The organism is Streptomyces vulcanius (assembly GCF_042653945.1).
In the GTDB taxonomy this organism is placed as follows: domain Bacteria; phylum Actinomycetota; class Actinomycetes; order Streptomycetales; family Streptomycetaceae; genus Streptomyces; species Streptomyces mangrovi.
The window spans coordinates 57,459-73,879 of sequence record NZ_JBHSFK010000057.1; the positions used below are offsets into that span (position 1 = coordinate 57,459).

Below are 16,421 nucleotides of genomic sequence, written 5' to 3' on the forward strand. Positions count from 1 at the left end.
GTCGGCCGGTGCCCCTACGCCCGGTCGACCTCGGCGCGCAGCGCGTTGTAGTCGGCGAACGCCGTGTCGACGTCGGCGCGGGTCAGACCGTAGCGGGCCAGGTCGTAGCGGTGCGGCCGGGTGCCCGCGGGGCGGGCGGCGACCTCGGGGAGCCGGGCCGCGTCGGCCTCGGTCCAGCGGGCGCCGACGGCGTCGTAGAGCTTGGGGGCGCCCGTGGCCGGGTCGGCGCCGAGCCAGGAGTACGGGACGTCGACCAGCGCCTCGCGGGGGATCGCGGCGCGGGCGGCGAGGCCGCGGGTCATGGCGCGGCTGAGCAGCTCCAGCCAGGTGGCGCCGAGTCCGTGCAGGTCCAGAGGGCGCAGGGTGATGGCCATGCCGTGCTCGATCAGGCTGCAGAACGACGGTACGACGGCGGCCGGATCGCGGTGCGTCCACACGATCGTCGCGTCGGGGAAGACGGCGAGCAGCGCGTCGAGGTGCTCGGTGTGCAGGGGGGACTTCAGGACCCAGCGGCGGCGCGGGCGGCCGTACTGGAGGACCTGGTAGATCTGCTTGAGGTACGCGTAGTCGGCGGTGAAGTCCCGTGTGCGGTGCCGCGCCTGGTACCCGGGGACACGGGCCTGGGACAGCGGCATGACGGTGTGGGGGAGGGCGAAGGTGCACTCGTCGGGGCCCTCCGCGGTCATCGGGTGGATGTCGCGGTAGCGCGGGGAGAACAGGTTGATCGCGCCGACCATCGCGCGCGCCGCCCTGACGGCGTTCCTCCGCTGCCGGGGCGTTCCCTCCAGGTCCGGGGTCAGCAACTCCCACAAGCGGGGACATCGGTGCTGTTCGGAGAGGGACAGCACACCGTGGGTGAGGGTGGTGGCGGTGCGCGGCAGTCCGACGACGAACACCGGCCGCTCGATGGGCTCCTGGGCGATCTCCGGATGTCCGGCGATCAGCCGCCGCACCCGGGCGCGGTTGTCCAGGTGCCGGCGCACATGCCCCTGCGCAGACCACCAGCCGACCGGGGTGAGGTGTTCGTCCCGGGACCACTCGCACAGCAGGGACCGGAACTCGTCGTTGAAGTCCACGTCCGCCCGGTCCGCTTGGGCGGCCAGGCGGTCGAAGACACGGTCGGGTGTGTGTCGGGACGCGAATCCGGGCCGGAGGAGGAGATTGGCCAGGGTGAGGGGGACGGTGGTGGGAGGCACAGGCGAACACCCTTTCGTGGAGCGGCTGAGGCAGGGGTGTCAGCCCTTTACCCCAGCAACCCCCCTCTGTCACAAAGGTGTTCGCACGGCACGGTGGTTATTCGGCCACCGGCAGCTCGGCCCCGTCGCGCAGGAACAGCGGGATGCGGTCGAGGGGGGCGTCGACCGTGACGGCCGTACCGCCGTCGAACGTCTCACCCGTCCACGCGTCCGTCCAGCGTGCGCCCGCCGGGAGATACGCCGTGCGGGTCGTGGCGCCCGCCTCCAGCACCGGGGCGACCAGGAGGTCCCGGCCGAACAGGTAGGCGTCGTCGACCGACCAGGCCGCCGGGTCGTCCGGGAACTCCAGGAACAGCGGGCGCATCGGCGGCAGCCCCTCCTCGTGGGCCTCCCGCATGACGTCGAGGACGTACGGCCTGAGCCGCTCGCGCAGCCGCAGGTACTTCTCCAGGACCGCGCCGGCCTGCTCGCCGTACGACCACACCTCGTTCGGGCCGCCGGTCATGTCGGGGCCCAGCGGCATGCCCGGGTCGCGGAAGCCGTGCAGGCGCATCAGCGGGGACAGCGCGCCGAACTGGAACCAGCGGACCATCACCTCGCGGTAGGCCGGGTCGTCCGGGTCGCCGCCGTGGAAGCCGCCGATGTCCGTGTTCCACCAGGGGATGCCGGACAGCGCCGTGTTGAGGCCGGCCGCGATCTGGCGGCGCAGGGTCGGGAAGTCGGTGCCGATGTCACCGGACCACAGGGCGGCGCCGTAGCGCTGACTGCCCGCCCACGCCGAGCGGTTGAGGGTGATGACATCCTCGCCGGCCGAGCTCAGGCCCTCGTGGAAGGTGCGGGAGTTCTCGGCCGGGTACATGTTGCCGACCTCGAGGCCGGGGCCCGCCCAGTAGCGCAGGTTCTCCTGGAAGCCGGGCTTCAGCTCGGGCTCGCAGGCGTCCAGCCAGAAGGCCGTGATGCCGTACGGGACAAGGTAGTTGTCGCGGATGCGCGACCACACGAACTCCCGGGCCTCGGGGTTCGTCGCGTCGTAGAACGCCACCTGGACGGTCGACGCGACCTCCTTGTCCGGCCAGTCGGCGTGCGCCGTCGGACCGTACTGGGTGCCGATGAAGTGGCCGCGCTGTTCCATCACCGGATGGTTCTCGCTCAGCGGCGAGACCGACGGCCAGACGCTGACCACCAACTTGACGCCCATGTCTGCCAGTTCACGGACCATCCCGGCCGGGTCGGGCCATTCCTTCAGGTCGAACTTCCAGTCGCCCAGGTGGGTCCAGTGGAAGAAGTCGCAGACGATCGCGGACAGGGGCAGGCCCCGCCGCTTGTACTCCCTTGCCACGCCGAGGAGTTCGTCCTGGGTGCGGTAGCGCAGCTTGCACTGCCAGAAGCCCGCCGCCCACTCCGGCAGCATCGGCGTCCGGCCCGTCACCGCGCTGTAGCGGCGCTGGCCGTCGGCCGGGGCGCCCGCGGTGATCCAGTAGTCGAGCTGCCGGGCCGAGTCGGCCACCCAGCGGGTGCCGTTGTGCGCGAGCTCCACGCGGCCGATCGCCGGGTTGTTCCAGAGCAGGGTGTAGCCGCGGCTGGAGGTGAGCACCGGGATGCCGACCTCCGCGTTGCGCTGCACCAGGTCGAGGACCAGGCCCTTCTGGTCGAACCGGCCGTGCTGGTGCTGGCCCAGGCCGTACAGCTTCTCGTCGTCGTAGGCGGCGAACCGCTGCTCCAGGCGGTGGTGGCCGTTGCCGACGGCCGTGTAGAGCCGGGAGCCCGGCCACCAGAAGTGGGCGCGCTCCTCGGCGAGCAGCTCGGAGCCGTCGTCGGTCCGCAGGAAGCGGATCAGCCCCTCGGCGTTCACCTCGACGGTCAGCCCGCCGACGGTCAACCGCCCCTGTCCGCCTTCGGTCTTGACGCTGTACGACGTCGGCGGCGCGTCCGTGAGCAGGGCGCCCGGCAGCCCGTCGAGCAGGGGACCGCCGAGCCGGGCCCGTACCCGGACCGCGTCCGGCCCCCACGGCTCGATCCGCAGCGTCTCCTGACGGCCGCTCCACTCCAGCGCGCCGTCCCGCTCCCGGAAGGTGCCGACGGTGGGGGACGACTGCGCGAGGCTCACCTGGGTCTGGTTTTCGGCAGGCTGGTTCACGAAGGGTGCTCCCGAAGACATGAAGGTGCCCGGCAGGGCAGCGAACGCTGGGTCAGGAGGTGCCGGACGGGGCCGGACCCGAGCTGGCCCGCACCGTCAACTCCGGTGCGATCAGCACGACTTCGTCCGCTCCACGGCCGTCGAGCTTGGCGATCAGTTGGGCCACCGCGTGCCGGCCCATCTCCTGGGCGGGGATGGCGACCGACGTCAGCCGCACCGAGGCCTGGACGGCGACCTGGTCGGGGCAGACCGCCACCACCGAGACGTCCTCGGGCACCGCCCGCCCCTGCTGGCGCAGCAGCGCGAGCAGGGGCTCGACCGCCGACTCGTTCTGCACGACGAACCCGGTGGTGCCCGGGCGCTCGTCGAGGATCCGGGCCAGGGTCAGGGCCATCGCGTCGTACCCGCCCTCGCAGGGCCGGTGCAGCAGCCGTACGCCCAACTCCCGGGAGCGCGACCGCAGTCCGTCGAGGGTGCGCTCGGCGAAGCCGGTGTGCCGCTCGTAGACCGCCGGGGCCTCGCCGATGACAGCGATGTCCCGGTGGCCGAACTTCGCGAGGTGCTCCACGCACAGCGCGCCGGTCGCCGTGAAGTCCAGGTCGACACAGGTGAGCCCGGTGGTGTCGGAGGGCAGCCCGATCAGGACCGAGGGCTGGTCCGTCTCCCGCAGTAACGGCAGCCGCTCGTCGTCGAGTTGGACGTCCATCAGGATCATCGCGTCGGCCAGCCCGCTGCCGGTGACCCGGCGTACCGCGTCCGGGCCCTCCTCGCCGGTGAGCAGCAGGACGTCGTAGCCGTGGGTGCGGGCCGTGGTGGCCACCGCGATGGCGATCTCCATCATCACCGGCACATACATGTCGGTACGCAGCGGGATCATCAGCGCGATGATGTTCGACCTGCTGCTGGCCAGCGCCCGCGCGCCCGCGTTCGGGTGGTAGCCCAGGTCGCGGATGCTCTGCTCGACCCGCTGCCGGGTGGTCGCGGAGATGGACCGCTTGCCGCTGAGGACATAGCTCACCGTGCTCGCCGAGACTCCGGCGTGCTGGGCGACCTCGGCGAGGGTGACCATCCAGCTCTCCAAGTTTTGTGAAGCGCTTCGACAGTGCGCGAAACGAAGAAGGGTGGGTGAGAGAGTGGTTCGACAGTAGCTTCAGCGCGGGTGGGTGTCCAGAGTCTGTCGAAGCGCTTCGACAGCGAGTTGTGGGGGATTCGTGGAGAGAGAGTACGGCAACCTTTTCCGGACCTGGCGGCGACTGGAGTCACACAAGCACCACCCGCCCCGGAAGGACCCCCATGCAGCACCGCCGCCCCCGTCTGTCGAAGAAGGCGAAGGCCCTGACCGCCGCCGCGGTCGCGCTGGCCGCCGCGGCCGGCATCACCGTCGCCCAGGCGGGTGAGTCGAGCAAGAGGTGCACGGCCTTCGACACGGTCACGCTCGGCAAGTACTACGTCAACAACAACCTGTGGGGCCAGGACAAGGGCACCGGCAGCCAGTGCGTCTGGGACAACTCCGCGAGCGGCGACACCGTCTCCTGGGGCACCGGCTACACCTGGGCCAACAGCGCCAGGGGCACCGACTCGGACGTGAAGTCGTACGCCTCCACCGTCCTCGGCTGGCACTGGGGCTGGAAGGTCGACAGGGCGAGGACGGGACTGCCCGTCCGGGTCGGCGACCGCACGCCCGTGAAGGCCACCTGGGAGTTCTCGCTGCCGTCGGACCCCGGCACCATGAACGTCGCCTACGACCTGTGGCTGCACTCCAAGAGCACCGCCGACTGGCAGGACCAGCCCACCGACGAGGTCATGATCTGGCTCAACCGGCAGGGCGGCGCGGGCCCGCTGGGCACCAGGTACGGCAGCGTCAGCCTCGGCGGCGCGATGTGGGACATCTACCAGGGCGACATCGGCTGGAAGGTGTACTCCTTCGTCCGCCGCGCCAACACCACCCGGGCCGCACTCGACCTCGACGACTTCACCCAGGCACTCGTCCGGCGCAAGCTGCTGACAAACGACAAGTACGTCTCCGGTATCGAGTCCGGGACCGAGGTCTTCAAGGGAACCGGGCGGCTGGACACCACGTCGTACGCGGTCCGCATCGGCTGAAGGGGCGCGCGTGGGGTGGCTACCTCGCCCGGGATCGGGTACCAACGATCGAGTAGCACCCATCGGTAACCGAATGGGTTCATGATCCCGATTCGCGGCGAGGTGAGCCTCATGTCCGCACCACCCCTCAAGAAGCCGATCGTCACCGAACGTGAGGCCCGCCAAGTGGCGGAGGCCGCGCGGGAACAGGACTGGCGCAAGCCCAGCTTCGCCAAGGAACTGTTCCTGGGCCGCTTCCGCCTCGACCTCATCCACCCCCACCCGCTCCCCACCGACGAGGCCGTACGGCGCGGCGAGCAGTTCCTGAGCAAGCTCCGCGACTTCTGTGAGACGAAGGTCGACGGGGCGCTCATCGAGCGCGAGGCCAGGATCCCCGACGAGGTCGTCGCCGGACTCAAGGAACTCGGCGCCCTCGGCATGAAGATCGAACCCAAGTACGGCGGGCTCGGCCTGACCCAGGTGTACTACAACAAGGCGCTGGCCCTGGTGGGCTCCGCCAGCCCGGCGGTCGGGGTGCTGCTCTCGGCGCACCAGTCGATCGGCGTCCCGCAGCCGCTGAAGCTGTTCGGCACCGACGAGCAGAAGCAGCGGTTCCTGCCGCGCTGCGCCCGCACCGACATCAGCGCCTTCCTGCTCACCGAGCCCGACGTGGGCTCCGACCCGGCACGGCTCGCCACCAGCGCGGTGCCCGACGGGGACGACTACGTCCTCGACGGCGTGAAGCTGTGGACGACCAACGGCGTGGTCGCCGACCTGCTGGTCGTGATGGCCCGGGTCCCCAAAAGCGAGGGCCACAAGGGCGGCATCACCGCCTTCGTCGTGGAGGCGACCTCGCCCGGGATCACCGTCGAGAACCGCAACTCCTTCATGGGCCTGCGCGGCATCGAGAACGGTGTCACCCGTTTCCACCAGGTCCGGGTGCCCGCCGCCAACCGCATCGGCCCCGAGGGCACGGGCCTGAAGATCGCCCTCACCACCCTCAACACCGGCCGGCTCTCCCTGCCCGCGTCCTGCGTGGCCGCCGGCAAGTGGTCCCTGAAGATCGCCCGCGAATGGTCGGCGGCCCGTGAGCAGTGGGGCAAGCCGATCGCCCACCACGAGGCGGTCGGGGCGAAGATCTCCTTCATCGCGGCGACGACGTTCGCCCTGGAGGCCGTACTGGACCTCTCCTCCCAGATGGCCGACGAGAACCGCAACGACATCCGCATCGAGGGCGCCCTGGCCAAGCTCATCGCCTCCGAGATGGGCTGGCGGATGGCCGACGAACTCGTCCAGATCCGCGGCGGACGCGGCTTCGAGACCGCCGAGTCCCTCGCCGCCCGCGGCGAACGGGCCGTCCCCGCCGAGCAGTTGCTGCGCGACCTGCGCATCAACCGCATCTTCGAGGGCTCCACGGAGATCATGCACCTCCTCATCGCCCGCGAGGCCGTCGACGCCCACCTCTCCGTCGCCGGCGACCTCATCGACCCCGACAAGTCCCTCCAGGACAAGGCGAAAGCGGGCGCGGGCGCAGGCGTCTTCTACGCCAAGTGGCTGCCGAAGCTGGTCGCGGGTCCCGGCCAACTGCCGTCGTCGTACAGCGAGTTCAAGCAGGCCGGCGTGGACCTCTCGCCGCACCTGAGGTTCGTCGAACGGCACGCCCGCAAGCTCGCCCGCTCCACCTTCTACGCCATGTCCCGCTGGCAGGGCCGGATGGAGACCAAACAGGGCTTCCTCGGCCGGGTCGTCGACATCGGCGCCGAACTGTTCGCGATGAGCGCCGCCTGCGTCCGCGCCGAGCTGCTGCGCTCCCGAGGCGAACACGGCCGCGAGGCCTACCAGCTCGCCGACGCCTTCTGCCGCCAGTCCCGGCTGCGCGTCGACGAACTCTTCACCCGCCTGTGGAACAACACCGACGACCTGGACCGCAAGGTCGTCAAGGGTGTCATGGCGGGCAGCTACGAGTGGCTGGAGGACGGCGTCGTCGACCCGTCGGGCGAGGGCCCGTGGATCGCCGACACGACCCCCGGCCCCAGCGAACGGGAGAACGTCCACCGCACGATCGGGTGAGAGACCCCACACACGGCCGCAGGGCGTCCCCCTTTGAGGGACGCCCTGTCCCGCCGGTCGTCCGATGCGGCAACAATGGGGGGATGAGCGACAGTCCTGCCCCCCTCGCCGACCCGCACCTCGTCTACGATCCCGTCGCGGGCGACGGCCCGAAGGACGTGGTGGTCCTCGGCTCCACCGGATCGATCGGCACCCAGGCCATCGACCTCGTGCTGCGCAACCCGGACCGCTTCCGCGTCACCGCCCTGTCCGCCCACGGCGGCCGGGTCGCCCTCCTCGCCGAGCAGGCCCGCCGGCTGCGGGTGCGGACCGTCGCGGTCGCCCGCGAGGACGTCGTACCGGCACTGCGCGAGGCGCTCGCCGCGCAGTACGGCACGGGGGAGCCCCTTCCGGAGATACTCGCCGGACCGGACGCGGCCACCCAGCTCGCCGCCTCCGACTGTCACACCGTCCTCAACGGCATCACGGGCTCCATCGGCCTCGCCCCCACCCTCGCCGCCCTGGAGGCGGGCCGCACCCTCGCGCTCGCCAACAAGGAGTCGCTCATCGTCGGCGGCCCGCTGGTGAAGGCGCTGGCCAAGCCCGGCCAGATCATCCCCGTGGACTCCGAGCACGCGGCCCTCTTCCAGTCCCTCGCCGCCGGTACCCGCGCCGACGTCCGCAAGCTGGTCGTCACCGCGTCCGGCGGCCCCTTCCGCGGCCGGACCAAGGCGGAACTGGCGGACGTCACCGTCGAGGACGCCCTCGCCCATCCCACCTGGTCGATGGGCCCGGTGATCACGATCAACTCCGCGACCCTCGTCAACAAGGGGCTGGAGGTCATCGAGGCACACCTGCTCTACGACATTCCCTTCTCCCGCATTGAGGTGGTCGTGCACCCGCAGTCGTATGTCCACTCGATGGTTGAGTTCACGGACGGATCGACACTGGCCCAGGCGACGCCCCCCGACATGCGCGGGCCCATCGCCATCGGCATCGGCTGGCCCGGGCGCGTCCCCGACGCCGCGCCCGCCTTCGACTGGAGCAAGGCGTCGACGTGGGAGTTCTTCCCGCTCGACAACGAGGCCTTCCCCTCGGTGAACCTCGCCCGCCATGTGGGCGAGCTCGCGGGCACGGCCCCGGCGGTGTTCAATGCCGCCAACGAGGAGAGCGTGGAGGCGTTCCGCGAGGGCGCGCTGCCGTTCAACGGGATCATGGAGAACGTGACGAGGGTGGTCGAGGAGCACGGCACCCCCCGCACGGGAACTTCACTCACCGTGTCGGACGTCCTCGAAGCGGAGACCTGGGCCCGCGCACGCGCCCGGGAACTGACGGCACAGACGGCGGAGGCCCGTGCATGACGACCCTGATGTTCATCCTCGGCATAGTGGTCTTCGCGGTGGGCCTGCTCATCTCCATCGCCTGGCACGAGCTGGGCCATCTCTCCACGGCGAAGCACTTCGGCATCCGCGTCCCCCAGTACATGGTCGGCTTCGGCCCCACCATCTGGTCGCGGAAGAAGGGTGACACCGAGTACGGCGTCAAGGCCATCCCGTTCGGCGGCTACATCCGCATGATCGGCATGTTCCCGCCAGGCGAGGACGGCCGGATCACCGCCCGCTCCACCTCCCCGTGGCGCGGCATGATCGAGGACGCCCGCTCGGCCGCCTACGAGGAGCTCCAGCCCGGCGACGAGACCCGCATGTTCTACACGCGCAAGCCGTGGCAGCGGGTCATCGTCATGTTCGCGGGCCCCTTCATGAACCTGGTCCTCGCGTTCGGCCTGTTCCTGACCGTGCTCATGGGCTTCGGCATCCAGCAGCAGACCACCACGGTCGCCTCCGTCTCCCCCTGCGTCATCGCGCAGAGCGAGAACCGCGACAGCTGCAAGGCCGGTGACAAGCCCTCCCCGGCCGAGGCCGCCGGTATGAAGAAGGGCGACGAGATCGTCTCCTTCGACGGCGTCCGCACCGACGACTGGGACAGGCTCTCCGACCTCATCCGGGTCAGCGGCGGCAAGGACGTCGCGATCATCGTCGACCGCGGCGGCAAGGAGGTCACCCTCCACGCGACCATCGCCACCAACCAGGTCGCCAAGAAGGACTCCGCCGGCGCCTACGTCCAGGGCGAGTACGTCAAGGCCGGCTTCCTCGGCTTCAGCGCCGCCACCGGCGTGGTCAAGCAGGACTTCGGCGACTCCGTGACCTGGATGACCGAGCGGGTCGGCGACGCGGTGGACTCCCTCATCGCGCTCCCCGCGAAGGTCCCCGCCCTGTGGGACGCCGCGTTCGGCGACGGCCCGCGCGAACCGGACTCCCCGATGGGCATCGTCGGCGCCGCCCGGGTCACCGGCGAGATCGCCACCCTGGACATCCCGGCCTCCCAGCAGGTCGCCATGTTCGTGTTCCTCCTGGCCGGCTTCAACCTCTCCCTCTTCCTGTTCAACATGCTCCCGCTGCTCCCGCTCGACGGCGGGCACATCGCGGGCGCCCTGTGGGAGTCGCTGCGCCGCAACATCGCCAAGGTGCTGCGCCGCCCCGACCCGGGTCCGTTCGACGTGGCGAAGCTGATGCCGGTGGCCTACGTGGTCGCCGGGGTCTTCGTCTGCTTCACGCTCCTGGTACTGGTCGCCGACTTGGTCAACCCGGTGAGAATCTCCTAGCCACCCCGCATTCAAGGCGGCCTGGGACCATGTGTTCCAGGCCGCCTTCGCATGGGTGGGTCGAGGGCCGTGATGTGCCGGCGCCCGCGCCCGTGCCGTAATCTCGAAGCCTGGAACCCGCCTCGACGGGACCTGGACCTTGATCCACGACTTGGGGTTGCACAGCAGATGACTGCGATTTCTCTCGGCATGCCGTCCGTTCCGACCAAGCTCGCCGAGCGCCGCAAGAGCCGGCAGATCCAGGTCGGCTCCGTGGCGGTCGGCGGCGACGCACCTGTCTCGGTCCAGTCCATGACCACCACGCGTACGTCCGACATCGGCGCGACCCTCCAGCAGATCGCCGAGCTGACGGCGTCCGGCTGCCAGATCGTCCGCGTCGCCTGCCCGACCCAGGACGACGCCGACGCCCTCGCGACCATCGCCCGCAAGTCGCAGCTCCCGGTGATCGCCGACATCCACTTCCAGCCGAAGTACGTGTTCGCCGCGATCGAGGCGGGCTGCGCCGCCGTCCGCGTGAACCCCGGCAACATCAAGCAGTTCGACGACAAGGTCAAGGAGATCGCGCGCGCCGCGAACGACCACGGCACCCCGATCCGCATCGGCGTCAACGCCGGTTCCCTGGACCGCCGTCTGCTCCAGAAGTACGGCAAGGCCACCCCGGAGGCGCTGGTCGAGTCCGCCCTGTGGGAGGCGTCCCTCTTCGAGGAGTACGACTTCCGCGACATCAAGATCTCCGTCAAGCACAACGACCCGGTCGTCATGATCGAGGCCTACCGGCAGCTGGCCGCCCAGTGCGACTACCCGCTCCACCTCGGCGTCACCGAGGCCGGCCCGGCCTTCCAGGGCACGATCAAGTCGGCGGTCGCCTTCGGCGCGCTGCTGTCGCAGGGCATCGGCGACACGATCCGCGTCTCGCTGTCGGCTCCCCCGGTCGAGGAGGTCAAGGTCGGCAACCAGATCCTGGAGTCCCTCAACCTCAAGCAGCGCGGCCTGGAGATCGTCTCCTGCCCGTCCTGCGGTCGCGCCCAGGTCGACGTCTACAAGCTGGCCGAGGAGGTCACCGCGGGCCTGACCGGCATGGAGGTCCCGCTCCGCGTCGCCGTCATGGGCTGTGTCGTCAACGGCCCCGGCGAGGCCCGCGAGGCCGACCTCGGTGTCGCCTCCGGCAACGGCAAGGGCCAGATCTTCGTCAAGGGCGAGGTCATCAAGACCGTCCCCGAGTCGAAGATCGTCGAGACCCTCATCGAGGAGGCCATGAAGCTGGCCGAGCAGATGGAGGCGGCGGGTATCGCGTCGGGCGAGCCTTCGGTGTCGGTGGCGGGCTGACGCCGGTTTGCGTGTTTCAGCCCGTCCGGCGTTCGAGGACGGAGCCCGTCCAGGGCCGAAGCGGCGGCCCCGGGGCGGCAGCCCCCGGGGGCGCTCACCGCAGCCGACGGTCACATGACAAACAGGGGGCGGCACGCCAAAGCTTCCGCAGGTACAGTGCGGGGATCAGCAGCCCTGAGTTGTGAGGCCCCGTACGTGTTGACCCAGACCACCTCCCGGGTCCTCGAACCGAGCGACCTGGACGCCGCGCTCGCCGTCCTCGACCGCGAGCCGGTGGCCAACGCCTTCGTCGCTTCCCGTGTCCAGGTCGCGGGCCTGGACCCGTGGCGGCTCGGCGGCGAGATGTGGGGCTGGTACGAGGACGGCATGCTGACGTCCCTCTGCTACGCGGGCGCCAACCTGGTCCCGATCTGCGCCACTCCGCGCGCGGTCCGCGCCTTCGCCGACCGCGCCCGCAGAGCCGGCCGCCGCTGCTCCTCCGTCGTCGGCCCGGCCGAGGCCACCGCCCAGCTCTGGCGCCTGCTGGAACCCCACTGGGGCCCCGCCCGCGAGGTCCGCGCCCGCCAGCCGCTGATGGTCACCGACCGCGTGTCCGCCGACATCGCCCCGGATCCCGGCGTCCGCCGCATCCGCCGGGACGAGATGGAGACGATCATGCCGGCCTGTGTGGCGATGTTCACCGAGGAGGTCGGGGTCTCCCCGATGGCCGGCGACGGCGGCCTGCTCTACCAGGCCCGGGTCGCCGAACTCGTCGCCGCCGGCCGCTCGTTCGCCCGGGTCGACGACCGCGGCAGGGTCGTCTTCAAGGCGGAGATCGGCGCGGCCACCTCGCAGGCCTGCCAGATCCAGGGCGTGTGGGTGGCCCCCGAGTACCGGGGGATGGGCCTGGCCGCCTCCGGCATGGCGGCCGTCCTCCAGTACGCGCTGGCGGACGTCGCCCCGCTCGTCAGCCTCTACGTCAACGACTTCAACACCCCGGCGAGAAGGACGTACACGAGGGTCGGCTTCAAGGAGATCGGCGCGTTCATGAGCGTGCTCTTCTGATCCGAGGCCCCTGTAGGCTCCCGCCATGGACCTCGTCATCGGCCCCCTGGACCTGTCCGCCCACGTGGACGAGGCCCTCGCGGTGCAGGCGGTCGCCTTCGGCCTCGGCCCGGACGAGGTCGCCGTACGCAGACAGATCGTCCTGCGCCACATGGCGAGCCCCGGCGCCCGGGCGTACGGCGCGAGCACGGCGGACGGCCGGCTGGCCGGCTTCGTCTACGGCATGCCCAACGACCGTGCCCACTGGTGGTCCACCGTGGTCGAGCCCTACCTCCGCGCCCTCCGCAACGACGCCTGGCTCGACGACTCCTTCGTCATCACGGAACTCCACGTCCACCCCGCCTACCAGAACCGCGGCGCGGGCCGTGGGCTGATCACCACCATCACCGACACGGCGGCCCAGCCCCGCTCGATCCTCTCCGCGATCGACACCGAGAGCCCCGCCCGCGCCCTCTACCGCTCCCTCGGCTACCAGGATCTGGCCCGCCGCGTCCTCTTCCCGAGCGCTCCGCGCCCGTACGTGGTCATGGGCGCCTCGCTGCCCCTCCTGCGCCGCCGGCCAATAACGGATTTCCGGCCGCGCAGGGCTGACGGCTAACCTCCTGCCATCACCCTTACCGCCGCAGGAGTTCGAGAACATGGCCAACGCACCGGTCCAGCGCATGTCCCAGTTGATGGCGAAGACGCTGCGCGACGACCCGGCGGACGCCGAGGTCCTCAGCCACAAGCTGCTCGTCCGCGCCGGCTACGTCCGCCGCACCGCCGCCGGCATCTGGAGCTGGCTGCCGCTCGGCAAGAAGGTGCTGGCCAACGTCGAGCGGATCGTCCGTGAGGAGATGGACGCGATCGGCGCCCAGGAGGTGCTGCTCCCCGCCCTGCTGCCGAGGGAGCCGTACGAGGCGACCGGCCGCTGGGACGAGTACGGCGCCGAGCTGTTCCGGCTCCACGACCGCAAGGGCGGCGACTACCTCCTCGGACCGACCCACGAGGAGATCTTCACCCTGCTGGTCAAGGACCAGTGCACGTCGTACAAGGACCTGCCGGTCATCCTGTACCAGATCCAGAACAAGTTCCGGGACGAGGCCCGCCCCCGGGCCGGCATCCTGCGCGGCCGTGAGTTCCTGATGAAGGACTCGTACTCCTTCGACACGGAGGACGAGGGCCTCGCCCAGTCCTACGCCCTGCACCGCCAGGCGTACCAGAAGGTGTTCGAGCGCCTCGGCCTCGACTACCGCATCTGCGCGGCCACCGCCGGCGCGATGGGCGGCTCCAAGTCCGAGGAGTTCCTGGCCCCGGCCGAGGCCGGCGAGGACACCTTCGCGGACTGCCCGAACTGCGACTTCGCCGCCAACACCGAGGCGGTCGCCTACGAACTCCAGCCCCAGGACGCCTCCGCCGTACCGGCCCTGGAGGAGATCCCGACCCCCGACACCCCGACCATCGAGACCCTCGCCGCCCACCTCGGCGTACCGGCCTCCGCCACCCTGAAGAACCTCCTCGTCAAGGTCGACGGCGAGATCGTCGCCGTGGGCGTGCCGGGTGACCGCGAGGTCGACCTGGGCAAGGTCGAGGCGCACTTCGCCCCGGCCGCCGTCGAACTGGTCACCGCCGAGGACTTCGTGGGCCGCCCGGACCTGGTCCGCGGCTATGTCGGTCCGCAGGGCCTGGGCGACAAGGTCACCTACATCGCCGACCCGCGCGTGGCACCGGGCACCTCCTGGATCACGGGCGCCAACAAGGACGGCGTCCACGCGAAGAACGTCGTCGCGGGGCGTGACTTCGAGGTCGGGACGTACGTCGACGTCGTGGTCGTGCAGGAGGGCGACCCCTGCCCGAAGTGCGGCACCGGCCTCAAGCTGGACCGCGCCATCGAGATCGGCCACATCTTCCAGCTCGGCCGCAAGTACGCGGACGCGCTCAAGCTCGACGTCCTCGGCCAGCAGGGCAAGCCGGTCCGCGTCACCATGGGCTCCTACGGCATCGGCGTCTCCCGCGCGGTCGCGGCCCTCGCCGAGCAGAGCGCCGACGACAAGGGCCTGTGCTGGCCGGCCGAGGTCGCCCCGGCCGACGTGCACGTGGTCGCCGCCGGCAAGGCCCTGCAGACCGAGCTGGCCCTGGAGGTCTCCGAGAAGCTGCGCGCGGCCGGACTTCGCGTCCTGGTCGACGACCGGGCCGGGGTCTCCCCGGGCGTGAAGTTCACCGACTCCGAGCTGATCGGCGTACCGAAGATCCTGGTGGCTGGCCGCCGGTCCGCCGAGGGCGTCCTGGAGCTGAAGGACCGGCGCACCGGTGAGCGCGAGGAGCTGACGGTGGACGAGGCGATCGCCCGCCTCGCGGAATGATTTAAAGGATCTCTCAGAGAGTTCTGTGGAGGCGTATGGGAGCCTCACAGACTTCTCTCAGGCCGTTCCCCCAACGTAGTGCGTGACAGAGCGTCACTACGGAGGGGAACGGCCATGACGACCAGGGAAGAGGAACGGGGGGCCGCGGCGGCGGTCCGCAGAGGCGCACGGCGTACGGCGGCCCTCGCCGCAGCCGTCACGCTCGCCGCGGCAGCCGGGGTCTTCGCCCTGGTCGGCACGATGCAGGCGGACGCGAGCACGACAGCGAGCAGCAGCGAATCGAGTTCCAGTACGAGTTCGAGTTCGAGCAGCTCCGGTTCGAGCACGGACACGAGCAGTACAGACACGAGCAGTACGGACACCAGCAGTACGGACACCAGCAGTACGGACACCAGCAGCACGGACACCTCGACGGACAGCTCGGACACCTCGTCCAGCGCGGACAACGGCCTCACCTCCTCCTCCGGCGGCTCCGCCGACTCCACCTCCGGGGCGTCGTGATGAGCACGCCCCTGAAGCCCCGTACCCGTACGACGGCCGCGGCCGAATGGCGGGCCCTCGGCACCACGGTCCGCCTGGTCGTCACCGACCCGGCCCTGCTGGAGTCCTGCAACCTGCTCCTCGCCCGGCACCTCGCCGAGGTCGACGCCGCGTGCAGCCGCTTCCGCCCCGACTCCGAGCTGGCCGCCCTCGACGAGACCGCCGGCCGCCCGGTCCGGGTCAGCCCGCTGCTCGCCGAGGCCCTCGACGTGGCCCTGCGCGCCGCCGAGGCGACCGACGGCGCCGTGGACCCGACCGTCGGCTCCGCGATGGACGCGATCGGCTACGACCGCGACTTCACCCTCGTCCGTGAGGACGACCGCCCGGTCCGCCTCACCCTGCGCCGCACCCCCGGCTGGCGCACGGTGACCCTCGACCGCGCCACCGGTACGGTCACCGTTCCCCGGGGCGTCCGCCTCGACCTCGGCGCCACCGCCAAGGCCTGGGCCGCCGACCGGGCCGCCGTCCTGCTGGCCGAGACGGCCGGCTGCGGGGTCCTGGTGAGCCTGGGCGGCGACACTGCCGTCGCGGGGGAGCCCCCGGCGGGCGGCTGGCAGATCCGCGTCCAGGACATCACCGGGCCGGTCGACGAAACGCCCGCCCAGGGCCCGCACGCCACCGTCGGCATGCGCGCCGGCGGTCTCGCCACCTCCGGTACGACGGCCCGCCGCTGGCGGCGCGGCGGTCACGACCTGCACCACATCGTCGACCCCCGCACCGGCCTGCCGGTCCGCTCGCCCTGGCGGACGGTCTCCGTCGCCGCCGCCACCTGCGCCGACGCCAACGCGGCGAGCACCGCGGCCCTGGTCAAGGGCGAGGGAGCGGAGCGCTGGCTGACCAGGCTCGGTCTCCCGGCCCGCATGGTCACCCAGAACGGCACGGTCGTCACCACCCCGGGCTGGCCCACCACCCCCCTGGAGGCCGCTGCCTAATGCTGAAGTCAAGCCACGAGACGAAGAGTTGGCCGGGCTTCGAAGGGCCGACGGTCACGCAGGATGGCGTAGAGGACGTTGACCTTGCGCCGGGCGAGTGCGATCAGGGCC

13 protein-coding genes are annotated in these 16,421 nt (G+C 70.9%); 9 read left to right on the forward strand and 4 right to left on the reverse strand.

The window, feature by feature from the left end; translation table 11 throughout:
• Nucleotides 1-14: 14 nt before the first annotated feature.
• The 3 genes from ACFPIH_RS50415 to ACFPIH_RS50425 form a co-directional block, all read right to left on the reverse strand.
• On the reverse strand, nt 15-1,196 hold the full coding sequence (locus ACFPIH_RS50415) for a sulfotransferase family protein (protein ID WP_381186203.1): 1,182 nt from the start codon (nt 1,194-1,196) through the stop codon (nt 15-17).
• Nucleotides 1,197-1,293: 97 nt separating this feature from the next.
• Entirely contained in the window at nt 1,294-3,333 is a 2,040-nt protein-coding gene (locus tag ACFPIH_RS50420; RefSeq protein WP_381186206.1) for a glycoside hydrolase family 31 protein, read from the reverse strand.
• Nucleotides 3,334-3,385: 52 nt separating this feature from the next.
• A complete protein-coding gene (locus tag ACFPIH_RS50425; protein ID WP_381186209.1) occupies nt 3,386-4,402 on the reverse strand; it encodes a LacI family DNA-binding transcriptional regulator in 1,017 nt (338 codons plus the stop codon).
• Nucleotides 4,403-4,626: 224 nt separating this feature from the next.
• Here ACFPIH_RS50425 and ACFPIH_RS50430 point away from each other — a divergent pair, with 224 nt between their 5' ends.
• The 8 genes from ACFPIH_RS50430 to ACFPIH_RS50465 all read left to right on the forward strand — a co-directional run bounded on the left by ACFPIH_RS50430 (nt 4,627) and on the right by ACFPIH_RS50465 (nt 14,838).
• Nucleotides 4,627-5,436 (forward strand): GH12 family glycosyl hydrolase domain-containing protein, encoded by an 810-nt coding sequence (locus ACFPIH_RS50430; RefSeq protein WP_381186212.1) that lies wholly within the window; start codon nt 4,627-4,629, stop codon nt 5,434-5,436.
• 111 nt (nt 5,437-5,547) lie between these two features.
• Nucleotides 5,548-7,485, forward strand: coding sequence for an acyl-CoA dehydrogenase family protein (locus ACFPIH_RS50435; protein WP_381186215.1), 1,938 nt, complete (start codon nt 5,548-5,550; stop codon nt 7,483-7,485).
• A gap of 83 nt (nt 7,486-7,568) precedes the next feature.
• Nucleotides 7,569-8,825, forward strand: coding sequence for a 1-deoxy-D-xylulose-5-phosphate reductoisomerase (gene dxr, locus ACFPIH_RS50440; protein WP_381186218.1), 1,257 nt, complete (start codon nt 7,569-7,571; stop codon nt 8,823-8,825).
• A gap of 8 nt (nt 8,826-8,833) precedes the next feature.
• Nucleotides 8,834-10,126 (forward strand): M50 family metallopeptidase, encoded by a 1,293-nt coding sequence (locus tag ACFPIH_RS50445; RefSeq protein WP_381186244.1) that lies wholly within the window; start codon nt 8,834-8,836, stop codon nt 10,124-10,126.
• 168 nt (nt 10,127-10,294) lie between these two features.
• On the forward strand, nt 10,295-11,452 hold the full coding sequence (gene ispG / locus ACFPIH_RS50450; protein WP_381186221.1) for a flavodoxin-dependent (E)-4-hydroxy-3-methylbut-2-enyl-diphosphate synthase: 1,158 nt from the start codon (nt 10,295-10,297) through the stop codon (nt 11,450-11,452).
• A gap of 195 nt (nt 11,453-11,647) precedes the next feature.
• Entirely contained in the window at nt 11,648-12,496 is an 849-nt protein-coding gene (locus ACFPIH_RS50455) for a GNAT family N-acetyltransferase (RefSeq protein ID WP_381186223.1), read from the forward strand.
• A 25-nt stretch (nt 12,497-12,521) separates the two neighbouring features.
• Nucleotides 12,522-13,094: a GNAT family N-acetyltransferase gene (locus ACFPIH_RS50460; protein WP_381186225.1), complete on the forward strand. Its 573-nt coding sequence runs from the start codon at nt 12,522-12,524 to the stop codon at nt 13,092-13,094.
• Nucleotides 13,095-13,134: 40 nt separating this feature from the next.
• The gene (locus tag ACFPIH_RS50465; RefSeq protein ID WP_381186228.1) at nt 13,135-14,838 is read left to right on the forward strand and encodes a proline--tRNA ligase; all 1,704 of its coding nucleotides are present in this window, start codon (nt 13,135-13,137) and stop codon (nt 14,836-14,838) included.
• Nucleotides 14,839-14,882: 44 nt separating this feature from the next.
• Here the strand turns inward: ACFPIH_RS50465 and ACFPIH_RS50470 are convergent, their stop codons facing one another.
• The gene (locus tag ACFPIH_RS50470) at nt 14,883-15,284 is read right to left on the reverse strand and encodes a hypothetical protein (protein ID WP_381186231.1); all 402 of its coding nucleotides are present in this window, start codon (nt 15,282-15,284) and stop codon (nt 14,883-14,885) included.
• A 54-nt stretch (nt 15,285-15,338) separates the two neighbouring features.
• On the opposite strand from ACFPIH_RS50470, the gene ACFPIH_RS50475 reads away from it, so the two are divergent.
• Nucleotides 15,339-16,310: an FAD:protein FMN transferase gene (locus ACFPIH_RS50475; RefSeq protein ID WP_381186233.1), complete on the forward strand. Its 972-nt coding sequence runs from the start codon at nt 15,339-15,341 to the stop codon at nt 16,308-16,310.
• Nucleotides 16,311-16,421 lie beyond the last annotated feature (111 nt).